This is a genomic window from Francisella frigiditurris (genome assembly GCF_001880225.1).
GTDB classification, from domain to species: Bacteria; Pseudomonadota; Gammaproteobacteria; order Francisellales; family Francisellaceae; genus Francisella; species Francisella frigiditurris.
Genome location: NZ_CP009654.1, coordinates 473,818 through 492,365 on the forward strand (window position 1 = coordinate 473,818; position 18,548 = coordinate 492,365).

Consider the following 18,548-nt stretch of genomic DNA (forward strand, 5'->3'; position numbering starts at 1 on the left):
CTATCTCTCCTCTTTATTTTCTTTTTTTTGTTCAAAATGATACTTGCCTGTACCTAAGCTACTAGGTCCTAGTTTTGCATATTTGAACATAAGGAATATTAACACAGCAAATAGAGCAGTATCTATAAGTAAGAATATAGCCATAGATGTAGCAACATCGACTGACGTTAACGCTGATGAACTTAAGTCTGTAGGAAGCTGATTATATACAGTCCACGGTTGACGACCATGCTCAGTAATAAACCATCCAAGTAAACAAGCGATAAATGGTAAAGGAATAGACCATTCCATAGCTCTTAGAACATATATGCCAAATCTACTCTCAGTTAAAGCATTTCTAGCTAAAAGAATTAGTCCTAAAACCATTAGTGCAAACATGTAGATACCTATACCAACCATGAATCTAAATGACCAAAAGATACTAAATACATCAGGAACCATATTTGTAGCAACTTCCTTAACTAGATTTTGATCCAAAGCCGCTTTTGATATTCTTTCTGACATAGGCATAGTAGAGTCAGCATATTTCTTATTAGCTGGCTGTACAAGCATCTTACCAAAGCCCATGTACTGTCTATAGTCAGGATTTGTGTAGTAGCTATAATTAGAACCTGTTGGTTCATCACCTTTATGACCAGACTCTCTCCATTTTAATAGATCAGAATATGCAAGAGCTCCCTTTTGAATCATCACAACAGCAGAAGGTACCGCTACGAACTGATCAGGGTGTGCTGCTATATATTCAGGAGATGCATGAGCAGTCTGTCCTGTTTTAGTTGTATAGTATGCAACGTTAGGATTTCTGTCACCATTAGCTTGCATTCTTCCATATAGTATAGATTTTACACCTGGTATTTCTATATCAGTAGAGTGCGTTGCAATAAGACCTAGGACAGCTGGAATTTCAATCTCAACATAGTTTTTTTGACTGTCTTGGCTAGGGAACGCAACAGCATTAAAAGCTGCTGGAGCTTTTTGTGTTTCCCATTCAGCTTCAATGGCAGCCATTTTAAGAGGCTGAACTTCAAAAGCGTCTATACCATTAGCATCACCAAAGTACATTACAACAGAAGTGGCGATTACTCCAAATCCAAGACCTATAGAAATAGATCTTTTAGCGAAATCTACATCACGATTTCTGATTAAGTAAAAAGCACTAATTCCAACTACAAAAATAGAAGCTGTAGAATAACCAGCAGTAACCACGTGAGCAAAGTTTGTTTGAGCTGTATGATTTAAAAATAGATCAACTAAGCTAACAGTCTCCATTCTCATTGTAGAAGCAACAAATTCTGAACCTACAGGATGTTGCATATATCCATTTGCTACAAGGATTAATAGTGCCGAGAAGCTAGAACCTATAGCTAAACAAAAAGTTGAAGCTAAATGTTGTTTCTTACTAAGTTTGTCCCAACCAAAGAAGAACAAGCCAGCAAAAGTAGATTCAAGCATAAATGCTGCTAAACCTTCAATAGCAAGTGGAGTACCGAAAATGTCACCAACTGATTGTGAATAATAAGACCAGTTAGTACCAAACTCGAATTCCATAGTTAAGCCGGTAATAATACCTAATGCAAAATTTATTCCGAGTAACTTACCCCAGAATTTTACCATATCTTTATATACTTGCTTGCCTGTTCTAACATACATAATCTCCATAGCAAACACAATCCATGTCAAACCAAGAGTTAGAGGAACAAATAAGAAGTGAAAAGATGCCGTTAAACCAAATTGCCATCTAGCAAGATCAACAGACAAGAGTGTGGGTAACATATGATTTCCCCCTGTTTTAATTAAAAACGTTTATAACGATCAAACTTTAAAATTGTATAAATTTTATTGAAAGTTTTGTGTATAGGAATACACATTTACATTTTATACCAAAGGGATAGTTTTGTATATATAAAACAGGAAAAAATAAATATTCCTAAAGCGCTGAAAGCCTTGAAAATACTAGCTTATACTATACTAAAATGGTGTAGTATAAGCTTTAGATTTTAAAGAATTACAGTCTTGTTATTATAGATAAAAACACGATCTTTTAATACTAAATCTAAAGCGGTTGAAAGTACTATTTTTTCAACGTTTTGACCAGCATCTCGCATGGCTTGCCAAGAATATGTATGATCTACTCTTATCACATCTTGAGCAATGATTGGTCCTTCATCTAAGTCATTTGTGACGAAGTGACTAGTTGCACCAATTATCTTAACACCTCTATCATAAGCTTGTTTATATGGGTTGGCGCCAATGAAGGCAGGTAGGAATGAGTGGTGAATATTTAATAGTTTGCCTTCAAAAAGTTTCACAAAGTTCGGAGATAGAATTCTCATATATTTGGCTAAAACTATTAATTCATGGTTATATTTATTTATAGCTTGGCTAATTTTTGTTTCATGCTCTTCTCTGGATATATTCTCATGAGAAATATACTCAAAAGGGATATCAAATTTCTCTACAAATTCTTTTAGACTATTATGATTTGAAATAACAGCTTTAATATTTGCTTTAAGCTTTCCTTCAGTATGTCTTATTAAGAGATCGCCCAGGCAATGCATTTCTTTTGTTGCAAGGATTACAATATCTTTATTGTCATCATTAGTTAATTTAATCTCAGCATCTTCTGGTAATTCTCTTTTTACATCGGCTAATAGTTTTTCTGGAATAAAATTACCAGTCACTACAGTTCTCATAAAAAATTTATTTTCTTCTTTATCAACATATTCTGAGTTTCTTTCAACATTTAGATTGTGTTTAAAAATAGTTTTTGAAACTTTGTAAACAAGACCTTTCTCATCATTAGTCTCAATTAGTAAGCGATATTTTTCCATGCTTTGCTAAATAATAATAACTTAGCGATTGAATATATATTAGAAAATTTAGCTGGTCAAATATAAGTGTTAGATAAATAAAAATATTATAATAGTTTTATAAGTATTAGATTAAGAGATTAGCAATTATGTTAGATACTCAAAATTATTATGCAATTGGAACTCCTGGAGTAAAATGGGGAAAGAAAGAAAAGAAAGAGTGGTTTGTCCAACAAAAAGTAAAACGTTCTTATAAAGAAGAGGTTGTTTCAAAGATAGAAGAGCTTAGAGCTTATTTTAATATAGAAGAGTATGGCGAGTTAGAATATTTATCTAAATATAAGCTTTATGCAGTGAAATCTATTGATTGGGATAGTTCTAAGCCAAACATTTTGGTTACAGGAGGTGTTCATGGTTATGAAACAAGTGGAGTTCATGGCGCTCTAAGGTTTCTTAAAGATAAAGCGCAAAAATATAGTGATAAATTTAATATATTAGTTTTGCCAAGCATTAGTCCATGGGGATATGAAACTATAAATCGTTGGAATCCTTTGGCTATAGATCCTAATCGATCTTTTTATAAAGATAGTCCTGCAAAAGAGTCAAGTTTTGTTATTGATTATATTAGTTCGCTAGGGATTAAGTTTTTAGCTCACATAGATCTACATGAGACTACAGATACGGATGAGAGTGAATTTAGACCAGCACTAGCCGCTAGAGATGGTGTTGATTATGCAGCTGATGGAGTCCCAGATGGATTTTATTTGGTTGGAGATACAGAAAGGCCAGAGCCTGAATTTCAAAAAGCAATAATCGATTCGGTAAGAAAGGTAACTCATATTGCCCCTCCAGATGCTGACGGAAAGATTATAGGCAAGTTAATAGAGCAAGAAGGTGTTATAAACTACGATACGAAAAAACTAGGACTTTGCATTGGTTTTAGTGATGCTAAATTTAGCACAACAACAGAGGTTTATCCTGATAGTCCAAGAGCTACTGATGAAGAATGTATTTTAGCTCAAGTTGCTGCAGTTACAGGGGCTTTAGATTTTTTAATAAAAACTAATCAGAAATAGAACCAACCCCAAAATCTTCAATATTGTAAAGTATTTCAAACTGAGGATCATTTTCTAGATATTTATATTCATTCATAAACCAGCTTCTAAGCTCAGGATCGGCTTTTATAGGAGTGGTGTTATCAACATATAAATTAAGAGTTGTATGTGAGAAGTACTTTTTAGCTATTTCAATATCTTTCTTTATGATTTCTTTAGTTTGTCCTTTAACACCAACTAATAAACATACTGAATTATAAAGTTTGCTTAACTGTTCTATAGAATCATAATAAAAACCTTTCCTTAGAAGGTTCTCTCTAAAATTATAGTCAAAACTTTCTAAACCGGTTTTTATAAATATTTCAGTTTCAAAAAGATCTTTGATTTTATGTAGGTGATCCTTATACATCCAGTGAGCTTCGACAAAAAGAAGTTTTATATTCTTTTCTTTTATTATTCTTTTTATTTCTGCTTTTGTTGTATGTGGAAGTTCAAATATATTTCCAGAGTTGATGACTTCTAAAATGCCAAATTCACCACTCACATTTTTTAGAACTTCTAAATTTATAGAGTTTATTTCATCTATGTTTTTTGAGTTATCTAAAATATAGTCACAAAAAGTACACTTACCATAAGCACAAGGGCGACTTTTCAGTAAGACTATTTCCCTTTTGTATTTATGAACATTCGTTATTTTACTGTATCTTTGCATATCATTTAATGTAGTCTTGAGCCTGTATTAGAGCTAATTCTTCTGTATTTAGTTTTGAGGTTGTTTTAAAAATACCATCTAAGGCGGTAATTATTTTTTCAATAGATGTTTTTGTGTCAAAACCTTTTAATATATAACTTAAAAACATTGCAGCGGTGATATCTCCTGAGCCACTAACTTTACTCTGGACCTTATACTTAGGTGTTTCCATATAAAAAAAATCATCTTTATGAAATACGGCGATACCTGTTTTAGATTTGTCGAAAGAAGTGCTGGTTGTTACGACTATTTGATTTGGTTTATTATTTTTTTCTACAAGAATCGCACAAGCATTTTTTAATTGTTCATAATTATTAATATTTTGTTCTGTAAGAATTGATAGTTCAAATAGATTGGGCGTAACAATATCTGCTAAAGGTAGAAGATGTTCTAAAAACATTTTAGGATGAGCTTCAGTTGCAAAAATCTCTCCCTTTTCTTGATAGTCATAAAAATCGCCAAAAACAGGGTCGCAACAGTAAATAGTATTATCATTTGCTGATTTCATTTTCTTTACGGTATTTGCAATGACTTCAGCTAAATTAGGGTTTCCTATGTAGCCAGAAAGAATAGCATCATGCTTCGTTAAAAAATTATTCTCTTCTAAGCCACTTATAACTTCTTGAATATCTTCAGAGCTAAAAAAAGAACCTTTATAACAAGGGTATTCTGTATGATTTGAAAGTTGGACAGTATAAACTGGTGAAACTTCTATACCAAGTTTTTGCATAGGGAAAACAGCCGCTTTATTACCAGCATATCCAAAAACCACATGAGATTGTATTGATAGGACTCTAAGTGTTTCCGTGTATAACATTATTCTATTCATCTGCTCCCAATGTGTCTCTTAATTGATCAAGGAATGCAACGGATCTATTCCTATCTCCTAGAGAACCATATTTTATTTTTATATAAGATGAGTCTATAGTCGCAGATGTTAGTTTTATATTAAAAGAAGTTTTATTTTTTTCCGTTTCTCCAGAAATTTCTGCGTTAGTATCCTCTTTCTTATCAGAGGTTATTGTGTAACCTTTATACTCTATAACTTCTTTAGTTGCAGTATAAACATCAGTTAAATTTTTGTCGATTTGAGCTTCAAATGACCCACTTAAAGAGCTATATCCTGGATTAAAGCTAGAGCATGCGCTAAGCATTGTTATAATAAGAGAAATTATAAAAGTAAAAAAAATCTTATTTTTAAATAGCATTCCAAGAACTCATTTTATTAATTAAAAGATACTTTTCAAAAGTATATAGTAGTTATATTATAGTGTAAATTGCTATACTTATTGATCAAAGGATATAGCTTAGCTGTATAAAAATAATTTTGACGACTTAAAGGAGAACTTATGTCGGCGCATAAAGAATTTAGCCAATTGCTTGAATATTTAAACAATAGGGTTGTAGGGCAAGAGAATTTAAATAAACGTCTTTTAATAGCACTGTTAGCTGGAGGACATCTTCTTGTAGAAGGAGCTCCAGGATTAGCAAAGACGACAGCTATAAAAACACTTTCTGGGTGTATAGACTGCTCTTATCATAGGGTTCAATTTACACCAGATCTTTTACCTGCTGATTTAACAGGTACAGAAATATATGTGCCACAGCAGCAGTCTTTTGAATTTCAAAGTGGGCCGTTATTTCATAATCTACTATTAGCAGATGAGATAAATAGGGCACCAGCAAAAGTTCAGTCAGCCTTATTAGAAGCTATGGGCGAGAAGCAAATAACTGTTGGTAAAAAGACTTATCCATTGTCAGACCTATTTTTAGTGATGGCTACACAAAACCCTATTGAGCAAGAAGGGACTTATCCATTGCCAGAAGCTCAACTTGATAGATTTATGATGTTTATCAAAATAGGTTACCCAGATCCTAAAACAGAAGCAAAAATCTTGGCGATAAACAGAGGTGAAGCATTAGGTCATAAGTTTGATAAATTAAGTATTCGTCAAAAAACAATATTTGATGCTCAAAACCAGATACTTAAAGTGAAAATGTCTCAAGCTGTTGAGGACTATATAATTCAATTAGTTTTAGCAACAAGAGATCCGGGGAAATATGATAGCAATTTAGCTAAGTGGGTTTCATTTGGATCAAGCCCAAGGGGAACTATAGCCTTGGACAGAGCAGCAAGAGCTCATGCATGGTTAAGTGGAGCAGATTATGTATCACCATATGATATTCATGCTGTTATTCATGAAGTGTTAAGGCATAGAATTTTGCTTACTTTTGAAGCTGAAGTAGATGGTGTATCTAGTGACGATGTAATAAATGCTTTATTAAAAGCGGTGCCAATTCCTTAGACTGATTTTTAGATATGAAAAGCTATAAGGGCGTAAAGCCAGATCTTCAGAAGCTTTTAGATTTGCGTTATCAAGCAAAGGGTATTACCTTTTTTAAAAATCAGACAGCAAATGCTGTAAACGCTGGAGGTAATCTTTCTAAAGCAAAGGGTCGAGGCATGGATTTTGATGAGGTTCGTCACTATCAAGCGGGTGATGATATTCGGCTGATGCATTGGTCTTTAACAGCTAGATTGGGAAAACCTTATACAAAAGTTTATAGAGAAGAAAGAGAGCGTTCTTTATATTTTGTTTTGGATCAAGGTTTCTCAATGAGATTTGGCACTAGAGAGTGTTTTAAAAGTGTTAAAGCAGTTGAAGCTCTTGCACTTCTTGGTTTTGGAGCTATTTCAGAAAATGAAAAAGTTGGCGGAATAGTTTTTGATGAGAAAGGTTATAATTTTTTTCCAGCTAAACAAGATAAGAGCACTTTGGTTAGAATATTTAACCAAACGATAGAAGATAAAAAACATTATCAGGTTGAAAGCACAAATGGCTTAGAAGAGGCTTTAAAGATCTTATATAGTAAGGTTAAGTCGAATAGCATCATAATTGTGCTTAGTGATTTTAGTAATTTTACAAATGAGGCACAGCTTTATCTAAAGCTTCTGACTAGAAACCATGAGGTTGTAAATATATTTAACTATGATCCAATAGAAAAGCAGCTCCCAGACCTAGGATCCTATTTTTTTAGTGATGGGAAGCATAGGTTAGAGATAGATGGAGCAAATAAAAAGCTTAGAGAAGGCTATAAAACGCTTTTCACCGATAGGCAAAGTAATATAAAGGATTTTTCCAGAAAGCATAAGATGATCTTTTTAACTTTAGCGACAAATGATGATTTAGTTAAAGCTATAAATTATGGGATGATGAATGATGCAAGAAGCTAATCTTTTAGATAATTTAAAAGATATTTATCTACCAAAAGAAGTTCCTTTTTGGCCAATAGCCTATGGCTGGTGGGTCCTATTAGGATTAATAGTTTTTATAATTATTTGCATTTTCATTTTTAGAGAAATTAGAAAAAGCACAAAGAGACGAAAAGATTTAATAATTAAAGATTTCAGAGACAAGGTTTTTGCACAGAAGCCGGAAGAGTTTGTTTTAGCTATTTCTGTTTACTTAAAGAGAATGGCTATGGATAAATTTCCTAAAGATAAACCCCATGCGCTACATGGAGATAAGTGGCTTGAGTATTTAGATAAAAGATTAAAAACTAAAGACTTTACTACAGGTTCTGGAAAAGCTTTGTTAAATAGCTATGCTCCAAGAGAGCTAAATACACAAGAGCAAGAAGAGTTGCTGGCCGTAGCAGAAAAATGGCTTAGGACGGTTATATGATACAAGTAGCATACCCATGGATTTTTGTATTATTGCCTTTGCCTCTGTTAATTTATTTTATAGTACCAAAAGCAAAATCAGATAAACAAGCTGCCTTAAAAACTCCATTCTTTGAGCAGCTAAAAAGTAAATTATCATATAGTAGATCACAGGTTTTCCATAGGGCAAGTTTCTTAAAATATTTATTAGCTTTAATTTGGATCTTGGTGATTATTTCAGGATCAGGTCTTCAATGGCTTGGTAAACCAATAACAATGAAGCAGAGCGGTAGAGATCTGATGATGGCTATAGATTTATCTGGAAGTATGGCTATAAAAGATATGAAAAAAGGCAATGATATGGAATCTAGATTTGATTTAGTAATGAGAGTCGCTAATCAATTCATAGAGGAAAGAAAAGGGGATAGAGTAGGGCTTATATTGTTTGGAACAAAAGCTTACTTACAGACTCCATTAACCTTTGATACAAAAACTGTCCAGAACATGTTAAATGATGCAACTATAGCAATAGCTGGACCACAGACAGCTATTGGAGATGCTATTGGATTGGGTGTGAAAAAGCTTATGGAATATCCAAGCCAGTCTAAAGCTTTAATTCTTCTAACAGATGGTGAGAATAATGCTGGTGTTCTTCATCCAATACAAGCAGCAGAGATAGCTGAGCAACAAAAGATAAAAATATATACGATTGCTTTAGGCGGCGGGAATATGGTGGTTAATACACCTTATGGCTCACAAATGGTTAATACATCAGAAGATCTAGATACAAAGACATTAGAAAGAATAGCTAAAATGACAGGTGGTAAGTATTTCAGAGCTAGAGATAGTGAAGACCTACAGCAAGTGTATGATGATATAGATAAGCTAGAACCAATAAGCTCAGACAAAGCAGTTTTCAGACCTATCACATATTTTTATCCATGGACTATGGGAGCAGCACTGATTCTAAGTTTTGGTTTTGCTTTAATATGGCTATATCGGAGGGGGGGATATTGATGACTCTTATTCACTTTATTCGCCCATGGTGGTTTTTAGCTGTAATTCCAGGAGTGTTTATTTTTATTCTACTTATAAGATATAACCATAGTAGTAATACATGGTTAAAACATTGCGACAAGCATTTATTAGAGCATGTTGTAGTTGGAAATAAATTAGGCAAAAAGAGATTTATAGTTCCTTCATTTTTTCTTTTAATGTGGGCTTTAGCAATACTTGCCTTAGCAGGTCCAGCTTGGACATATCAAGATGTTCCAGTTTATGAAAAGAGTATGCCTAGAGTTATAGCATTAGATGTTTCCGACTCTATGGATACAACAGATGTCTCTCCGAGTCGTTTACAAAGGGCTAAATATAAAATTTTAGATTTGCTTAAGGAAATTCGTGAAGGTCAAACTGGGATGATAGTTTTTTCTAGTGAGCCCTTCGTTGTATCTCCATTAACTACTGATGCGAAGACAATATCTAATTTAGTCCCAGTATTAAAAACAGATATAGTACCCGTTCAGGGTCATGATATAGCTAAGGCTTTGACTAAGTCGGCTGAGCTGATAAAACAGGCTGGATTTAATGAAGGTGAGATAATATTAATCACGGATTCAAAACCCACAGATGAAGCGTATAAAGAAGCTAAAAACCTAGAAAATGAAGGAATCAAAGTTACAACTTTTGCTATTGGTACGGCAAAAGGTGGCGTTGCTCAAAGCACAGAGGGAGCATATATAAAGGATGAAAATGGCAATATTAAATACTTTGGAGTTGATTTAGCAGCATTACAAAAACTTGCTAAAGTTGGTGGGGGTATTTTTGTTACATTAACTCCAGGCAATGATGATATAGATAGAATTTTGGTTGATAATGGACAACTTACAAATGAAAAAAAATCTGATAGTGAAGCTGGAAGTAGTTCAGTTTGGTTGGATAGAGGAGTTTGGTTTATTTGGGTGTTAATAGTACTTTTAGCAATCCTTTTTAGAAAAGGGATATTGGAGAAAGTATGTCGTTAAGAAAAGTATTTATTAGTATTTTTGTTTTTGTTCCAGGTTTGGTTTTTGCGAATACATGGAATGATTTGTGGCAAACAAGAGATCAGCAAGGAATGAGCTATTTTAACAGTGATGAATATAAAAAAGCAGCTAATAGCTTTAAGAATGATCAATGGAAGGGCGCTGCTAATTATAAAGCAGGAAATTATCAACAGGCATATGATGAGTTTAAAAAGGATGATTCTGCAGTTGGACTATATAACCAAGGAAATGCTTTAACACAAATGGGAAATTATTCAGAAGCTATAGAGGCTTATAAAGAAGCAATAAAGAAAAGACCTGATTTTGAAGATGCTAAAAATAACTTGGAAATAGCGAAAGAGTTGGAAAAAGAAAAAGATCAAAACCAAAATAATGGTGGAGACAACAAAGACAACAAAGACAACAAAGACAACAAAGACAACAAAGACAATAAAGACAATAAAGACAATAAAGACAATAAAGACAATAAAGACAATAAAGACAATAAAGATAATAAAGATAATAAAGATAATAAAGATAATAAAGATAATAAAGATAATAAAGATAATAAAGATAATAAAGATAATAAAGATAATAAAGATAATCAGACGCCACCACCTGCTAGTCAACAACAGCAGCAACAGCAACAATCCGCTCAAGCAAGGCAGGAGCAGTTAGATAAAAGGCAAGCTGAGAATTTATTGGCTAGAATAGATGATGATCCGGGTGGCTTATTAAAACAAAAATTCTTAAGAGATTATAAAAATAGAATTGGGAGTGGGCAATGATAACTAAAATTTCTAAATTTATTATCATTAGTTTGGTGTTTGTATTTTCATTAGTACAGATAAGTTTTGCTCAAGTATCAGCAAGTGTAGATAGAAAAAGTATAGGCAAGGGCGAAAGTGTAGTTTTAAGTATTAATTTGGATGACTTTAACCAACAGCCAGATTTGTCACCTCTTTATAAAAACTTCACAGTTTATGATACTAGTACAAGTAGTAAGGTGACTGTTGTAAATGGAAAACAAACTGCTAGCTATGTTATGAATATAACATTGATGCCAAATAGAGATGGAAGGGTAATTATTCCAGCTTTAGCTATAGGTAATGAGCGTACAAACCCAATCACTATACAAGTCTCTAAAAATTTAACAAACGTTGAAGAAACTAAATATAGTCAAGTTTTTGCAACTGGAGAGCTTTCATCCAATATTGGATATGTTAATTCACCGATTGTTTATACTTTGAAAATCTTTTTTGCAACTCCTCTAGCTAGCTTACAACTAAAACCATTTGAGATAAAAGGAGTCGATATCAGAGAGACTGGGCATAATGCGAAATACCAGAAACAGATGAATGGTAAATTGTATGATGTTATAGAACAGAGCTTTGTGATTATTCCTAATAAAACAGGTGAGATACATATTCCAGCAATAGTTCTACAATTAAATGTGGCAAATGGATTTGGGCAAATAGGCTATAAACCAGTAATTGTTTCAACAAACAATATGGTACTAAATGTTAAGCCTATCCCTCATAATGTTAGTATTGATGATTGGTTACCATCGACTTCAGTTAAATTATCAGATAATTGGTCAGCTACTAAAGATTTAAAAGTTGGACAGCTTGTGACAAGGACTGTTTCTATAACCGCTGAAGATATATTAAGTACAGATATTCCAAAATTATCTTTTGAATCAACATATGAGTTTAATATATATGCCGAGAAGCCTCAATTTAAGGATGTTGAGGAAAATGGAAAGATGGTTGGTACAGCTACTTATAAAATAGGATATATGCCAACAAAAGAAGGAAGTGCAACAGTCCCTCCAGTTAATGTTAAATGGTACAATATTAAAACAAGTAAGCCAGAGACAACTATAATAGCTGCTAAAAAATTTGACGTTGGTCCAGGTTTTGTGCCAGCAATAATGCCTTTGCAGCAAGCTGGTGCTATAGCACAAAATGCATCAGAACAAGTTTCACAAGATAATATGTGGAGATATACAGCTTATATTTTTATAATATTATGGTTAGGTACTTTAGCAATACTAGTATTTGTTCTTAAAAAAAGGAAAGTAGTAGTAGATGATGAGTCTTTAAAAGAGCAAGATTCAGCTAAAGTAGGCACATTATCTGAAGTAAAAAAGGCTTGTTCTAGAAAAGATATTTTTGCATTAAAAGAAGCGATAATAGCTTGGGCAGAAACTAGATATAAGTCCCAAATATTTTCATTACTTGATGTTGCTAGATTTAATGATGATTTGAAAGATAAGCTAAAAGAACTAAATGAAGCTATTTATTCAAATCGAGTATTTAGTGATTATAAAGGACTTTTAGAGCAGCTAACAAAAGCAAATAAAAAAGATAAAAAAATAAAAAAATCTAAAGACAAAATAAAAGGTCTTTACGAATAAGGGATGTAGGAAATTATATGAAAAAAATATTAACACTAGTTATCTTTGTTTTTTCATTTCTTACATTCTCTACAGCTGTTGCAAATGAAAATAGTATTAAAAAAGTTCTAATAACTGGTTTTGCACCATTTGGAGGGGAAGCAACAAACCCTTCTTTTGAAGCAGTAAAAGCTTTGCCTGATAATATCGATGGAGCTCAAATTATTAAGAAAGAGTTGCCTGTAAGCTTTGATGGATCTGTTGCTAAGCTTAAAGAATATATCAAAGAATATGATCCTGACTTAATAATTTGTGTCGGTCAGGCTGGTGGGCGTTATGATATCTCAGTAGAAAGAGTAGCTATTAATATAGATGATGCTAGGATTGCAGATAATGATGGCAATAAGCCAATAGATATCAAAATTTTTGCTGATGGAGATAATGCTTATTTCTCACAATTACCAATCAAAGCAATAACTCAGAATATTAATGACTCAGGAGTCCCAGCAGAAGTCTCAAATACAGCAGGAACATATGTTTGTAATCATATAATGTATGCTTTGTTATATGAGTTAAATAAAAATTATCCTAATAAGCATGGAGGCTTTATTCATGTCCCTTATTCAACAGAGCAGGCTGTCGATAAGGTGGATACTCCTAGTATGTCTATAGAGAATATGACTAAAGCTTTAGCGGTAGCAATTAAGATTTCTATAATTACTGGAACTGATATAATAGTTACAGCAGGTAAAGAGAATTAGGGAAATATTATGGATGAAGTAAAAAAAGATTGGAAATATTATTTAGGGGTAGTTATCTTTTCAATTTCTTGGCTACCATATATTTTTGTATTTGGGCTATTGCCTTTTTTAGGGTTATCAACTGCAATGGCATTGTCTGTTGCTTCAGTAGCTCTTGTAAGTGCAGAAGTGATGTTTACTTTGTCAGTAGTACTGTTAGGTAAGACAATTATTGATGCTATTAAAAAAGCAGTTAGAAGTATTTTTGGGAATTTATTCTCTTTTGGTAAACCAGCTGGTAGGAAAAGATATACTCTGGGAATAATAATGTTAATAACAAGCCTTATTTACCCAACTCTTGTTACAGAAATCATATTACTTTTCGATTTGCTCCCAATGGTAGGTAAAGTCAATCTTATATTGATTTTATTTAGTGGCGATGTATTGTTCGTAGCAAGCTTCTTCATATTAGGTAGCAATTTTTTCCAGAAAATAAAAAGTATTTTTGAATGGCCAAATGAATAACGCTATGGCAAAGATATCGTTAGAATTTATTTTAAATTTTAGAGGTTTATTAGTTTCATGAAAGTTTCTTTTCGTATTTTAAATTCCAACATCGATGAAGAGCTAATGAACTATATTACAGATTTTGTTGTAAAAGGATATTCTCCAGAAAAGAGAGTAGCTATTTTAGCAGATAAGACGTTAGCTAAGCATATTGATGAAAAGCTTTGGAAAGATGGCGAAGATATTTTTATTCCACACTTCTGTGCAATTAATAGTACAGAGTATGATAAGTATCCGAATGTTCCGGTATTTATTACAGATAATATGTTTTTAGTTTTAGATCATGATTTATTGATAAATATAACTAATCTTCCTGTGAACATAGCAAAGAAAGCTCCCAAAGAGATTATAGAAATTGTCGATCAAAAGGAAAATAGATTAGCAGTTTCACGTAAGAAATATGTTTATTATAAGCAGTTAGGAATACAACCAAAGCACGAGAAAGGTTGATTTATATGAATACAGATAAATTAAAAAAAGCTGAACAAAAATTTCTTTCATTATATCCAGATAGTTTTTTTGATCCTACTATGCAAGAGATAGCTAAAAAACATAAAATGGATCAAAGAACAAAGCAGGCACAAGAATTTTTTAAAAAGAGTGCTTTTAGTGATGTAAGTACCATCTGTGAAAATATGGTTAAAATCATAAGTCAGTCATCATTAATCTCAATATTTGAAAAGCCAAAATTTAGAGATGTTGTGAGAAGTGTGGGACCTTCAGAAGAAAAAGCACTAGCTCAATCTTTGAAGCTTATGCTACACGGCGATCAGCAAAAAGGCTTTGAAGAAATAGTAGAAATATTGGGGCAATATAAATTGGCAAAATGGTCCTTAGTAACTGTAATACCAAATTATTATAAGCCTGATGAAGAGGTGTTTGTTAAACCAACTACTACAAAAGGTATTATATCTACCTTTCAATTAGATGGAGTAGTTTATAATCCAAAACCAACATGGGATTTTTATAAAAAATATCGTAGTCAAATATTAGAAATGAAGAGTCAAGTAGATGAAACTTTGGCTATCAATAATGCTGCATTTTGTGGCTTCTTAATGATGAGTCTGTAAATTTTATTGTTTATTTAGGGGTACTAAGTTGAGTAGTTTAAGTAATAAAAAAGTAGTTGTTCTATCTGGTATAGGAGCCGTACTAGAATTTTACGATTTTTGTTTATATATCGTTTTCTCTAAAGAAATTTCCGCTACATTTTTTAGTGGTATAGAGTCTGAAATCTTAAAAGGAATTTTTACAGTTATTATTTTTTCCATAGCATATATTATTAGGCCTTTTGCAGGAACACTATTAGGATCTATAGGGGATGTAATAGGAAGGAAGAAGCTCTTTACATTTACAATTATGTTAATGGGTATTTGTTCATTCTTAATGGGTGTTTTACCAGGATATGCAACTCTTGGTATTACAGCAACAGTACTCTTTGTTGCTTTGAGAGTTTTACAGGGAGTTGCACTAGGTGGAGAGCTTCCTGCAGCATATGTGATAGTTTATGAGTCTGTTCAGAAAAACTTTGGTGCAGCATTTGGATTATTGTTCACCTTTATTACATTTGGGTTCTTATTTTCAGATCTAGTCGCATATTTCTTTGGAGTACTTTTTGGTGATTATGCTTGGAGAATGAGCTTTATTTTCGGCGGTATTTTAGCATTTTTTGGTTATTATGTGCGTTTAAATCTACATGAGACTCCGCAGTTCTTAAACTTGCAGAAGAAAGACAAAATCCCATTTTTAGTGCTATTCAAAAAATATAGCCTGAGAGTTGTTGCAGGAACTTGTTTGACAGTTGTGATTGCATTTGGTGGTGTTATGCTTACATTATATATGCATGAGCTTGTTGGTAAGTTAATTGATTTACCATCTTCAGAAATATCTTTCATATTAGCACCAAGCTTATTAGCTTTATCAATAGCTACATATGTATTTGGCTATAGGGCAGATAAAATCGGGCTAAGAAAAACCTATGCAATAGCTTGTTTCTTATTATTAATATTAGTTTTCCCAAGTATTTATATAATAACGAGTATTAAAACTCCGTTAGCAGTAATTTTTGGAACTAGTGTTTTAACTATATTATTTGGTATGTATGTATCTGTGGCGTTATATTTCATATGCGATTTGTTTCCTACTGATGTTAGGTTATCTGGTGTAGGTTTAAGTTATAATTTAGCGTTTGCACTAGTGGGAGGGTTTGCTCCATTAGCTAGTCATTCTATAGCTGTGATATCAGGCAAAATTTATCTAGGATTTAGTATTGTGGCTATAGTTTGTGCTTTATTAGGGCTGTTTGGATTATTCTTATATAATAGGAATTTAAATAAGTTATATAAATCTAAAATTATTTAAGATAAAGGTGCGATAAGCTTTAATAATTTTTCAGGTATTAGGCTAATCAAATTTTTCTTAGGAAGTTCTCGGATCGAATCTTTTTTTAGATCTTCTGCAAAGTTATTAATATTTTTGATTAACTTTTCTTCATGAAAAAGAGTAGATATCTCATAGTTAATAAATAAACTTCTATAATCTAAATTTGCTGAACCTATTAGGACCACCTCATTATCAACTAATATTAGTTTGCTATGTAACATGGATTTAGTATATAAAAAGTAGTTGATATTATATTTCTCTAAATCTCTAACATAGTTATAGTTGAGAAGGGTAGCAATCAGACCATCACTTTTAAAAGGTATTATGATTGTTATATTTACCCCTCTTAAAGCGGCATTTTTAATCAAAGAAAATATTTGATCAGACAGGATAAAATAAGGTGTAATAATAGTTATTTTGTTCTTAGCAGTAGCTAGTAAAGAAATTAATGTATTATAAAATATTTCACTTTGTATATCTGGACCTGAAGGAATAATATAAGCTGATTTTTGAGGATTTTTTTCAAGATAAAACCCTTCATAACAAAATTCTAAAGAGTTTTTAGATGCGTAATTCCAGTCAGACACAAATAGGTTTGTATATCCTTTTGTAATATCGCCTTCTATTTTTAGAATCACATCTTTCCAAGAATTTTTACCTTTAGCTAAGTAGTTGCCGCTAATATTCACTCCCCCTATTAAAGTAGTGATATTATCAAAAATATATATTTTTCTATGATTTCTAGGATTGTAGTGATTTCTAAATAATAAGCTGCCAAATAGAGAGTTAAACACTACTATATCAATACCTTTCTTACGTAGCTTACGTATTTGTAAGTTTTTCTTTAACGAAAACGTTACATTTGAACCAAAGGCATCGACTATTATTTTAACTTGTACACCTTTTTTAGCTTTATCTTCTAACAGATGCATAAGTTTATTACCAATAGTATCTAAATCCCAAATGTAGGTAACTAAGAAAATACTTTCTTTTGCAGTATGTATCTGATCTACAAAACATTGATATATATCTTTAGTTTCGTAGAAAAATTCAGTTTTAGAATAAGGTAGGGCAGATAATTGATAATATGTCATCAAATTAGTTAACGGAGTAGAGAGAGCCTCTCTATTTTTTGTGGATAATAAGGCAATAGGAAAACAGTCTTGTTGACCACGCTTTTTTAGCTGAGCCAGCCAATATATTATTACACCAGAAATATTTGGGGCAAGGCAAACAACAGCAATCCAAAATAATTGAGCCCTTAAAAAGCTTCTTTTATATAAAATAGAAATAACAGTTAAGCCAATAAGTAAGTAGATTAAAAAATATTTAAGTAACATCTTAAAAGCTTCTGAAGTAGAGTATTTTATAATTATGCTATACTTTTAAAAAGATTTCTTTAATTGAGTAGCAAATAAAAATGTTCAAGAAAGTTTTTATTTTATTAAGTTCACTTATAAGTATTCAATTTGCTTTTTCTCAAAATATACCAGATGATTTTGTGAACGTGCAGGAGGTTATACCTTCTATACAAGTAGACATGAGGTATGCTTCTGATTTTAATTTCGTTGGAAAAAAGATAGATGGCTATAATGAAGGTAAATGTTATCTGACAGATCAAGCAGCAGAAGCATTAAGCCAAGTTCAAGATAAGCTTGTGCCAATGGGACTGTCATTAAAAGTTTATGATTGTTATAGACCGCAGAAAGCAGTGGATAATTTTGTCAAATGGGCAGCAGATACTAAAGCTACTCAGATGAAACCGACTTTTTATGAAGAGGTTGATAAAAAGAATCTCTTTAAAGATGGTTATATTGCTGCAAAGTCAGGGCATAGTAGAGGTAGTACTATGGATCTAACAATAGTGCCGATAGATAGTAAAACTCCTGAACATAGATCAAAGCAAGTGTCATGTACGGCACCATATAGTCAAAGAGATCCTGATAATAGTTTAGATTTTGGTACTGGATTTGATTGTTTTAGTGAGAAGTCTCATCCTGATTATGTTGATATCCCAGCACAGGCTAGAGCTAATAGATTATTACTTCAAAGATTAATGGAAGATGCTGGATTTGTGCCGTTAGATACAGAGTGGTGGCACTTTACACTGAAAGATGAGCCGTATAAAGATACATATTTTAACTTTGATGTTTAATG

Annotated in this window: 20 protein-coding genes; 14 read left to right on the plus strand and 6 right to left on the minus strand. The window is 32.3% G+C overall.

All coding sequences use genetic code 11. The annotated features are described in order from the left end of the window. Together KX01_RS02440 and purU are read right to left on the minus strand one after the other, a co-directional pair. Positions 1-1,773 carry a cytochrome ubiquinol oxidase subunit I gene (locus tag KX01_RS02440; RefSeq protein ID WP_071663480.1) on the minus strand — a complete coding sequence of 591 codons (1,773 nt, stop codon included), beginning with the start codon at positions 1,771-1,773 and terminating at the stop codon, positions 1-3. Between the two features lie 224 nt (positions 1,774-1,997). Beyond that, complete coding sequence (gene purU, locus KX01_RS02445; protein ID WP_071663481.1) at positions 1,998-2,831, minus strand: formyltetrahydrofolate deformylase; 834 nt, start codon at positions 2,829-2,831, stop codon at positions 1,998-2,000. Between the two features lie 128 nt (positions 2,832-2,959). Here purU and KX01_RS02450 point away from each other — a divergent pair, with 128 nt between their 5' ends. Next, positions 2,960-3,886, plus strand: coding sequence for a M14 family metallopeptidase (locus tag KX01_RS02450; RefSeq protein ID WP_071663482.1), 927 nt, complete (start codon positions 2,960-2,962; stop codon positions 3,884-3,886). Here the strand turns inward: KX01_RS02450 and KX01_RS02455 are convergent. From KX01_RS02455 to KX01_RS02465, 3 genes are read right to left on the minus strand one after another with little or no spacing between them, the layout of a single operon-like run. Beyond that, positions 3,873-4,577, minus strand: coding sequence for a radical SAM protein (locus KX01_RS02455; protein WP_071663483.1), 705 nt, complete (start codon positions 4,575-4,577; stop codon positions 3,873-3,875). The two genes, KX01_RS02450 and KX01_RS02455, sit on opposite strands and share 14 nt — an antisense overlap. A gap of 1 nt (position 4,578) precedes the next feature. Next, on the minus strand, positions 4,579-5,433 hold the full coding sequence (pdxY, locus tag KX01_RS02460; RefSeq protein WP_071664729.1) for a pyridoxal kinase: 855 nt from the start codon (positions 5,431-5,433) through the stop codon (positions 4,579-4,581). Positions 5,434-5,437: 4 nt separating this feature from the next. Then, complete coding sequence (locus KX01_RS02465; RefSeq protein ID WP_071663484.1) at positions 5,438-5,824, minus strand: DUF3568 family protein; 387 nt, start codon at positions 5,822-5,824, stop codon at positions 5,438-5,440. 141 nt (positions 5,825-5,965) lie between these two features. Here KX01_RS02465 and KX01_RS02470 point away from each other — a divergent pair, with 141 nt between their 5' ends. Genes KX01_RS02470 through KX01_RS02525 form a run of 12 tightly spaced genes read left to right on the plus strand, consistent with a single transcriptional unit; the run spans position 5,966 to position 16,370 of the window. Further along, positions 5,966-6,922 carry an AAA family ATPase gene (locus KX01_RS02470; protein ID WP_071663485.1) on the plus strand — a complete coding sequence of 319 codons (957 nt, stop codon included), beginning with the start codon at positions 5,966-5,968 and terminating at the stop codon, positions 6,920-6,922. Between the two features lie 14 nt (positions 6,923-6,936). Continuing rightward, positions 6,937-7,851 carry a DUF58 domain-containing protein gene (locus KX01_RS02475; RefSeq protein ID WP_071663486.1) on the plus strand — a complete coding sequence of 305 codons (915 nt, stop codon included), beginning with the start codon at positions 6,937-6,939 and terminating at the stop codon, positions 7,849-7,851. Continuing rightward, positions 7,838-8,302, plus strand: coding sequence for a DUF4381 domain-containing protein (locus tag KX01_RS02480; RefSeq protein ID WP_071664730.1), 465 nt, complete (start codon positions 7,838-7,840; stop codon positions 8,300-8,302). The genes KX01_RS02475 and KX01_RS02480 overlap by 14 nt, the downstream gene beginning before the upstream one ends. Further along, positions 8,299-9,297, plus strand: coding sequence for a vWA domain-containing protein (locus tag KX01_RS02485; protein WP_071663487.1), 999 nt, complete (start codon positions 8,299-8,301; stop codon positions 9,295-9,297). The genes KX01_RS02480 and KX01_RS02485 overlap by 4 nt, the downstream gene beginning before the upstream one ends. After that, the gene (locus tag KX01_RS02490) at positions 9,297-10,304 is read left to right on the plus strand and encodes a vWA domain-containing protein (RefSeq protein WP_071663488.1); all 1,008 of its coding nucleotides are present in this window, start codon (positions 9,297-9,299) and stop codon (positions 10,302-10,304) included. The genes KX01_RS02485 and KX01_RS02490 overlap by 1 nt, the downstream gene beginning before the upstream one ends. After that, on the plus strand, positions 10,295-11,092 hold the full coding sequence (locus KX01_RS02495; RefSeq protein WP_071663489.1) for a tetratricopeptide repeat protein: 798 nt from the start codon (positions 10,295-10,297) through the stop codon (positions 11,090-11,092). Before KX01_RS02490 ends, KX01_RS02495 begins: the two co-directional genes overlap by 10 nt. Next, positions 11,089-12,723, plus strand: coding sequence for a BatD family protein (locus KX01_RS02500; RefSeq protein ID WP_071663490.1), 1,635 nt, complete (start codon positions 11,089-11,091; stop codon positions 12,721-12,723). Before KX01_RS02495 ends, KX01_RS02500 begins: the two co-directional genes overlap by 4 nt. Positions 12,724-12,740: 17 nt before the next feature. After that, positions 12,741-13,463, plus strand: coding sequence for a pyroglutamyl-peptidase I (gene pcp, locus KX01_RS02505; RefSeq protein WP_083578888.1), 723 nt, complete (start codon positions 12,741-12,743; stop codon positions 13,461-13,463). A gap of 9 nt (positions 13,464-13,472) precedes the next feature. Next, positions 13,473-13,967, plus strand: a complete 495-nt coding sequence (locus KX01_RS02510) for a transporter suffix domain-containing protein (protein WP_071663491.1) — start codon at positions 13,473-13,475, stop codon at positions 13,965-13,967. A 57-nt stretch (positions 13,968-14,024) separates the two neighbouring features. Beyond that, positions 14,025-14,459 (plus strand): DNA polymerase III subunit chi, encoded by a 435-nt coding sequence (locus tag KX01_RS02515; RefSeq protein WP_071663492.1) that lies wholly within the window; start codon positions 14,025-14,027, stop codon positions 14,457-14,459. A 5-nt stretch (positions 14,460-14,464) separates the two neighbouring features. Continuing rightward, complete coding sequence (locus KX01_RS02520) at positions 14,465-15,079, plus strand: hypothetical protein (protein ID WP_071663493.1); 615 nt, start codon at positions 14,465-14,467, stop codon at positions 15,077-15,079. Positions 15,080-15,107: 28 nt separating this feature from the next. Continuing rightward, on the plus strand, positions 15,108-16,370 hold the full coding sequence (locus tag KX01_RS02525; protein ID WP_071663494.1) for an MFS transporter: 1,263 nt from the start codon (positions 15,108-15,110) through the stop codon (positions 16,368-16,370). Here KX01_RS02525 and KX01_RS02530 read toward each other — a convergent pair. Continuing rightward, the gene (locus KX01_RS02530) at positions 16,367-17,731 is read right to left on the minus strand and encodes a phospholipase D-like domain-containing protein (RefSeq protein ID WP_071663495.1); all 1,365 of its coding nucleotides are present in this window, start codon (positions 17,729-17,731) and stop codon (positions 16,367-16,369) included. The two genes, KX01_RS02525 and KX01_RS02530, sit on opposite strands and share 4 nt — an antisense overlap. 80 nt (positions 17,732-17,811) lie before the next feature. Here KX01_RS02530 and KX01_RS02535 point away from each other — a divergent pair, with 80 nt between their 5' ends. Continuing rightward, on the plus strand, positions 17,812-18,546 hold the full coding sequence (locus tag KX01_RS02535) for a M15 family metallopeptidase (RefSeq protein ID WP_071663496.1): 735 nt from the start codon (positions 17,812-17,814) through the stop codon (positions 18,544-18,546). Positions 18,547-18,548: the final 2 nt, after the last annotated feature.

What these genes read in the sequence shown, in the direction of transcription:
- KX01_RS02440 (WP_071663480.1), bottom strand. Translation starts at nt 1,773, where the DNA reads ATGTTACCCACACTCTTGTCTGTTGATCTTGCTAGATGGCAATTTGGT.
- purU (WP_071663481.1), bottom strand. Translation starts at nt 2,831, where the DNA reads ATGGAAAAATATCGCTTACTAATTGAGACTAATGATGAGAAAGGTCTT.
- KX01_RS02450 (WP_071663482.1), top strand. Translation starts at nt 2,960, where the DNA reads ATGTTAGATACTCAAAATTATTATGCAATTGGAACTCCTGGAGTAAAA.
- KX01_RS02455 (WP_071663483.1), bottom strand. Translation starts at nt 4,577, where the DNA reads ATGCAAAGATACAGTAAAATAACGAATGTTCATAAATACAAAAGGGAA.
- pdxY (WP_071664729.1), bottom strand. Translation starts at nt 5,433, where the DNA reads ATGTTATACACGGAAACACTTAGAGTCCTATCAATACAATCTCATGTG.
- KX01_RS02465 (WP_071663484.1), bottom strand. Translation starts at nt 5,824, where the DNA reads ATGCTATTTAAAAATAAGATTTTTTTTACTTTTATAATTTCTCTTATT.
- KX01_RS02470 (WP_071663485.1), top strand. Translation starts at nt 5,966, where the DNA reads ATGTCGGCGCATAAAGAATTTAGCCAATTGCTTGAATATTTAAACAAT.
- KX01_RS02475 (WP_071663486.1), top strand. Translation starts at nt 6,937, where the DNA reads ATGAAAAGCTATAAGGGCGTAAAGCCAGATCTTCAGAAGCTTTTAGAT.
- KX01_RS02480 (WP_071664730.1), top strand. Translation starts at nt 7,838, where the DNA reads ATGCAAGAAGCTAATCTTTTAGATAATTTAAAAGATATTTATCTACCA.
- KX01_RS02485 (WP_071663487.1), top strand. Translation starts at nt 8,299, where the DNA reads ATGATACAAGTAGCATACCCATGGATTTTTGTATTATTGCCTTTGCCT.
- KX01_RS02490 (WP_071663488.1), top strand. Translation starts at nt 9,297, where the DNA reads ATGACTCTTATTCACTTTATTCGCCCATGGTGGTTTTTAGCTGTAATT.
- KX01_RS02495 (WP_071663489.1), top strand. Translation starts at nt 10,295, where the DNA reads ATGTCGTTAAGAAAAGTATTTATTAGTATTTTTGTTTTTGTTCCAGGT.
- KX01_RS02500 (WP_071663490.1), top strand. Translation starts at nt 11,089, where the DNA reads ATGATAACTAAAATTTCTAAATTTATTATCATTAGTTTGGTGTTTGTA.
- pcp (WP_083578888.1), top strand. Translation starts at nt 12,741, where the DNA reads ATGAAAAAAATATTAACACTAGTTATCTTTGTTTTTTCATTTCTTACA.
- KX01_RS02510 (WP_071663491.1), top strand. Translation starts at nt 13,473, where the DNA reads ATGGATGAAGTAAAAAAAGATTGGAAATATTATTTAGGGGTAGTTATC.
- KX01_RS02515 (WP_071663492.1), top strand. Translation starts at nt 14,025, where the DNA reads ATGAAAGTTTCTTTTCGTATTTTAAATTCCAACATCGATGAAGAGCTA.
- KX01_RS02520 (WP_071663493.1), top strand. Translation starts at nt 14,465, where the DNA reads ATGAATACAGATAAATTAAAAAAAGCTGAACAAAAATTTCTTTCATTA.
- KX01_RS02530 (WP_071663495.1), bottom strand. Translation starts at nt 17,731, where the DNA reads ATGTTACTTAAATATTTTTTAATCTACTTACTTATTGGCTTAACTGTT.
- KX01_RS02535 (WP_071663496.1), top strand. Translation starts at nt 17,812, where the DNA reads ATGTTCAAGAAAGTTTTTATTTTATTAAGTTCACTTATAAGTATTCAA.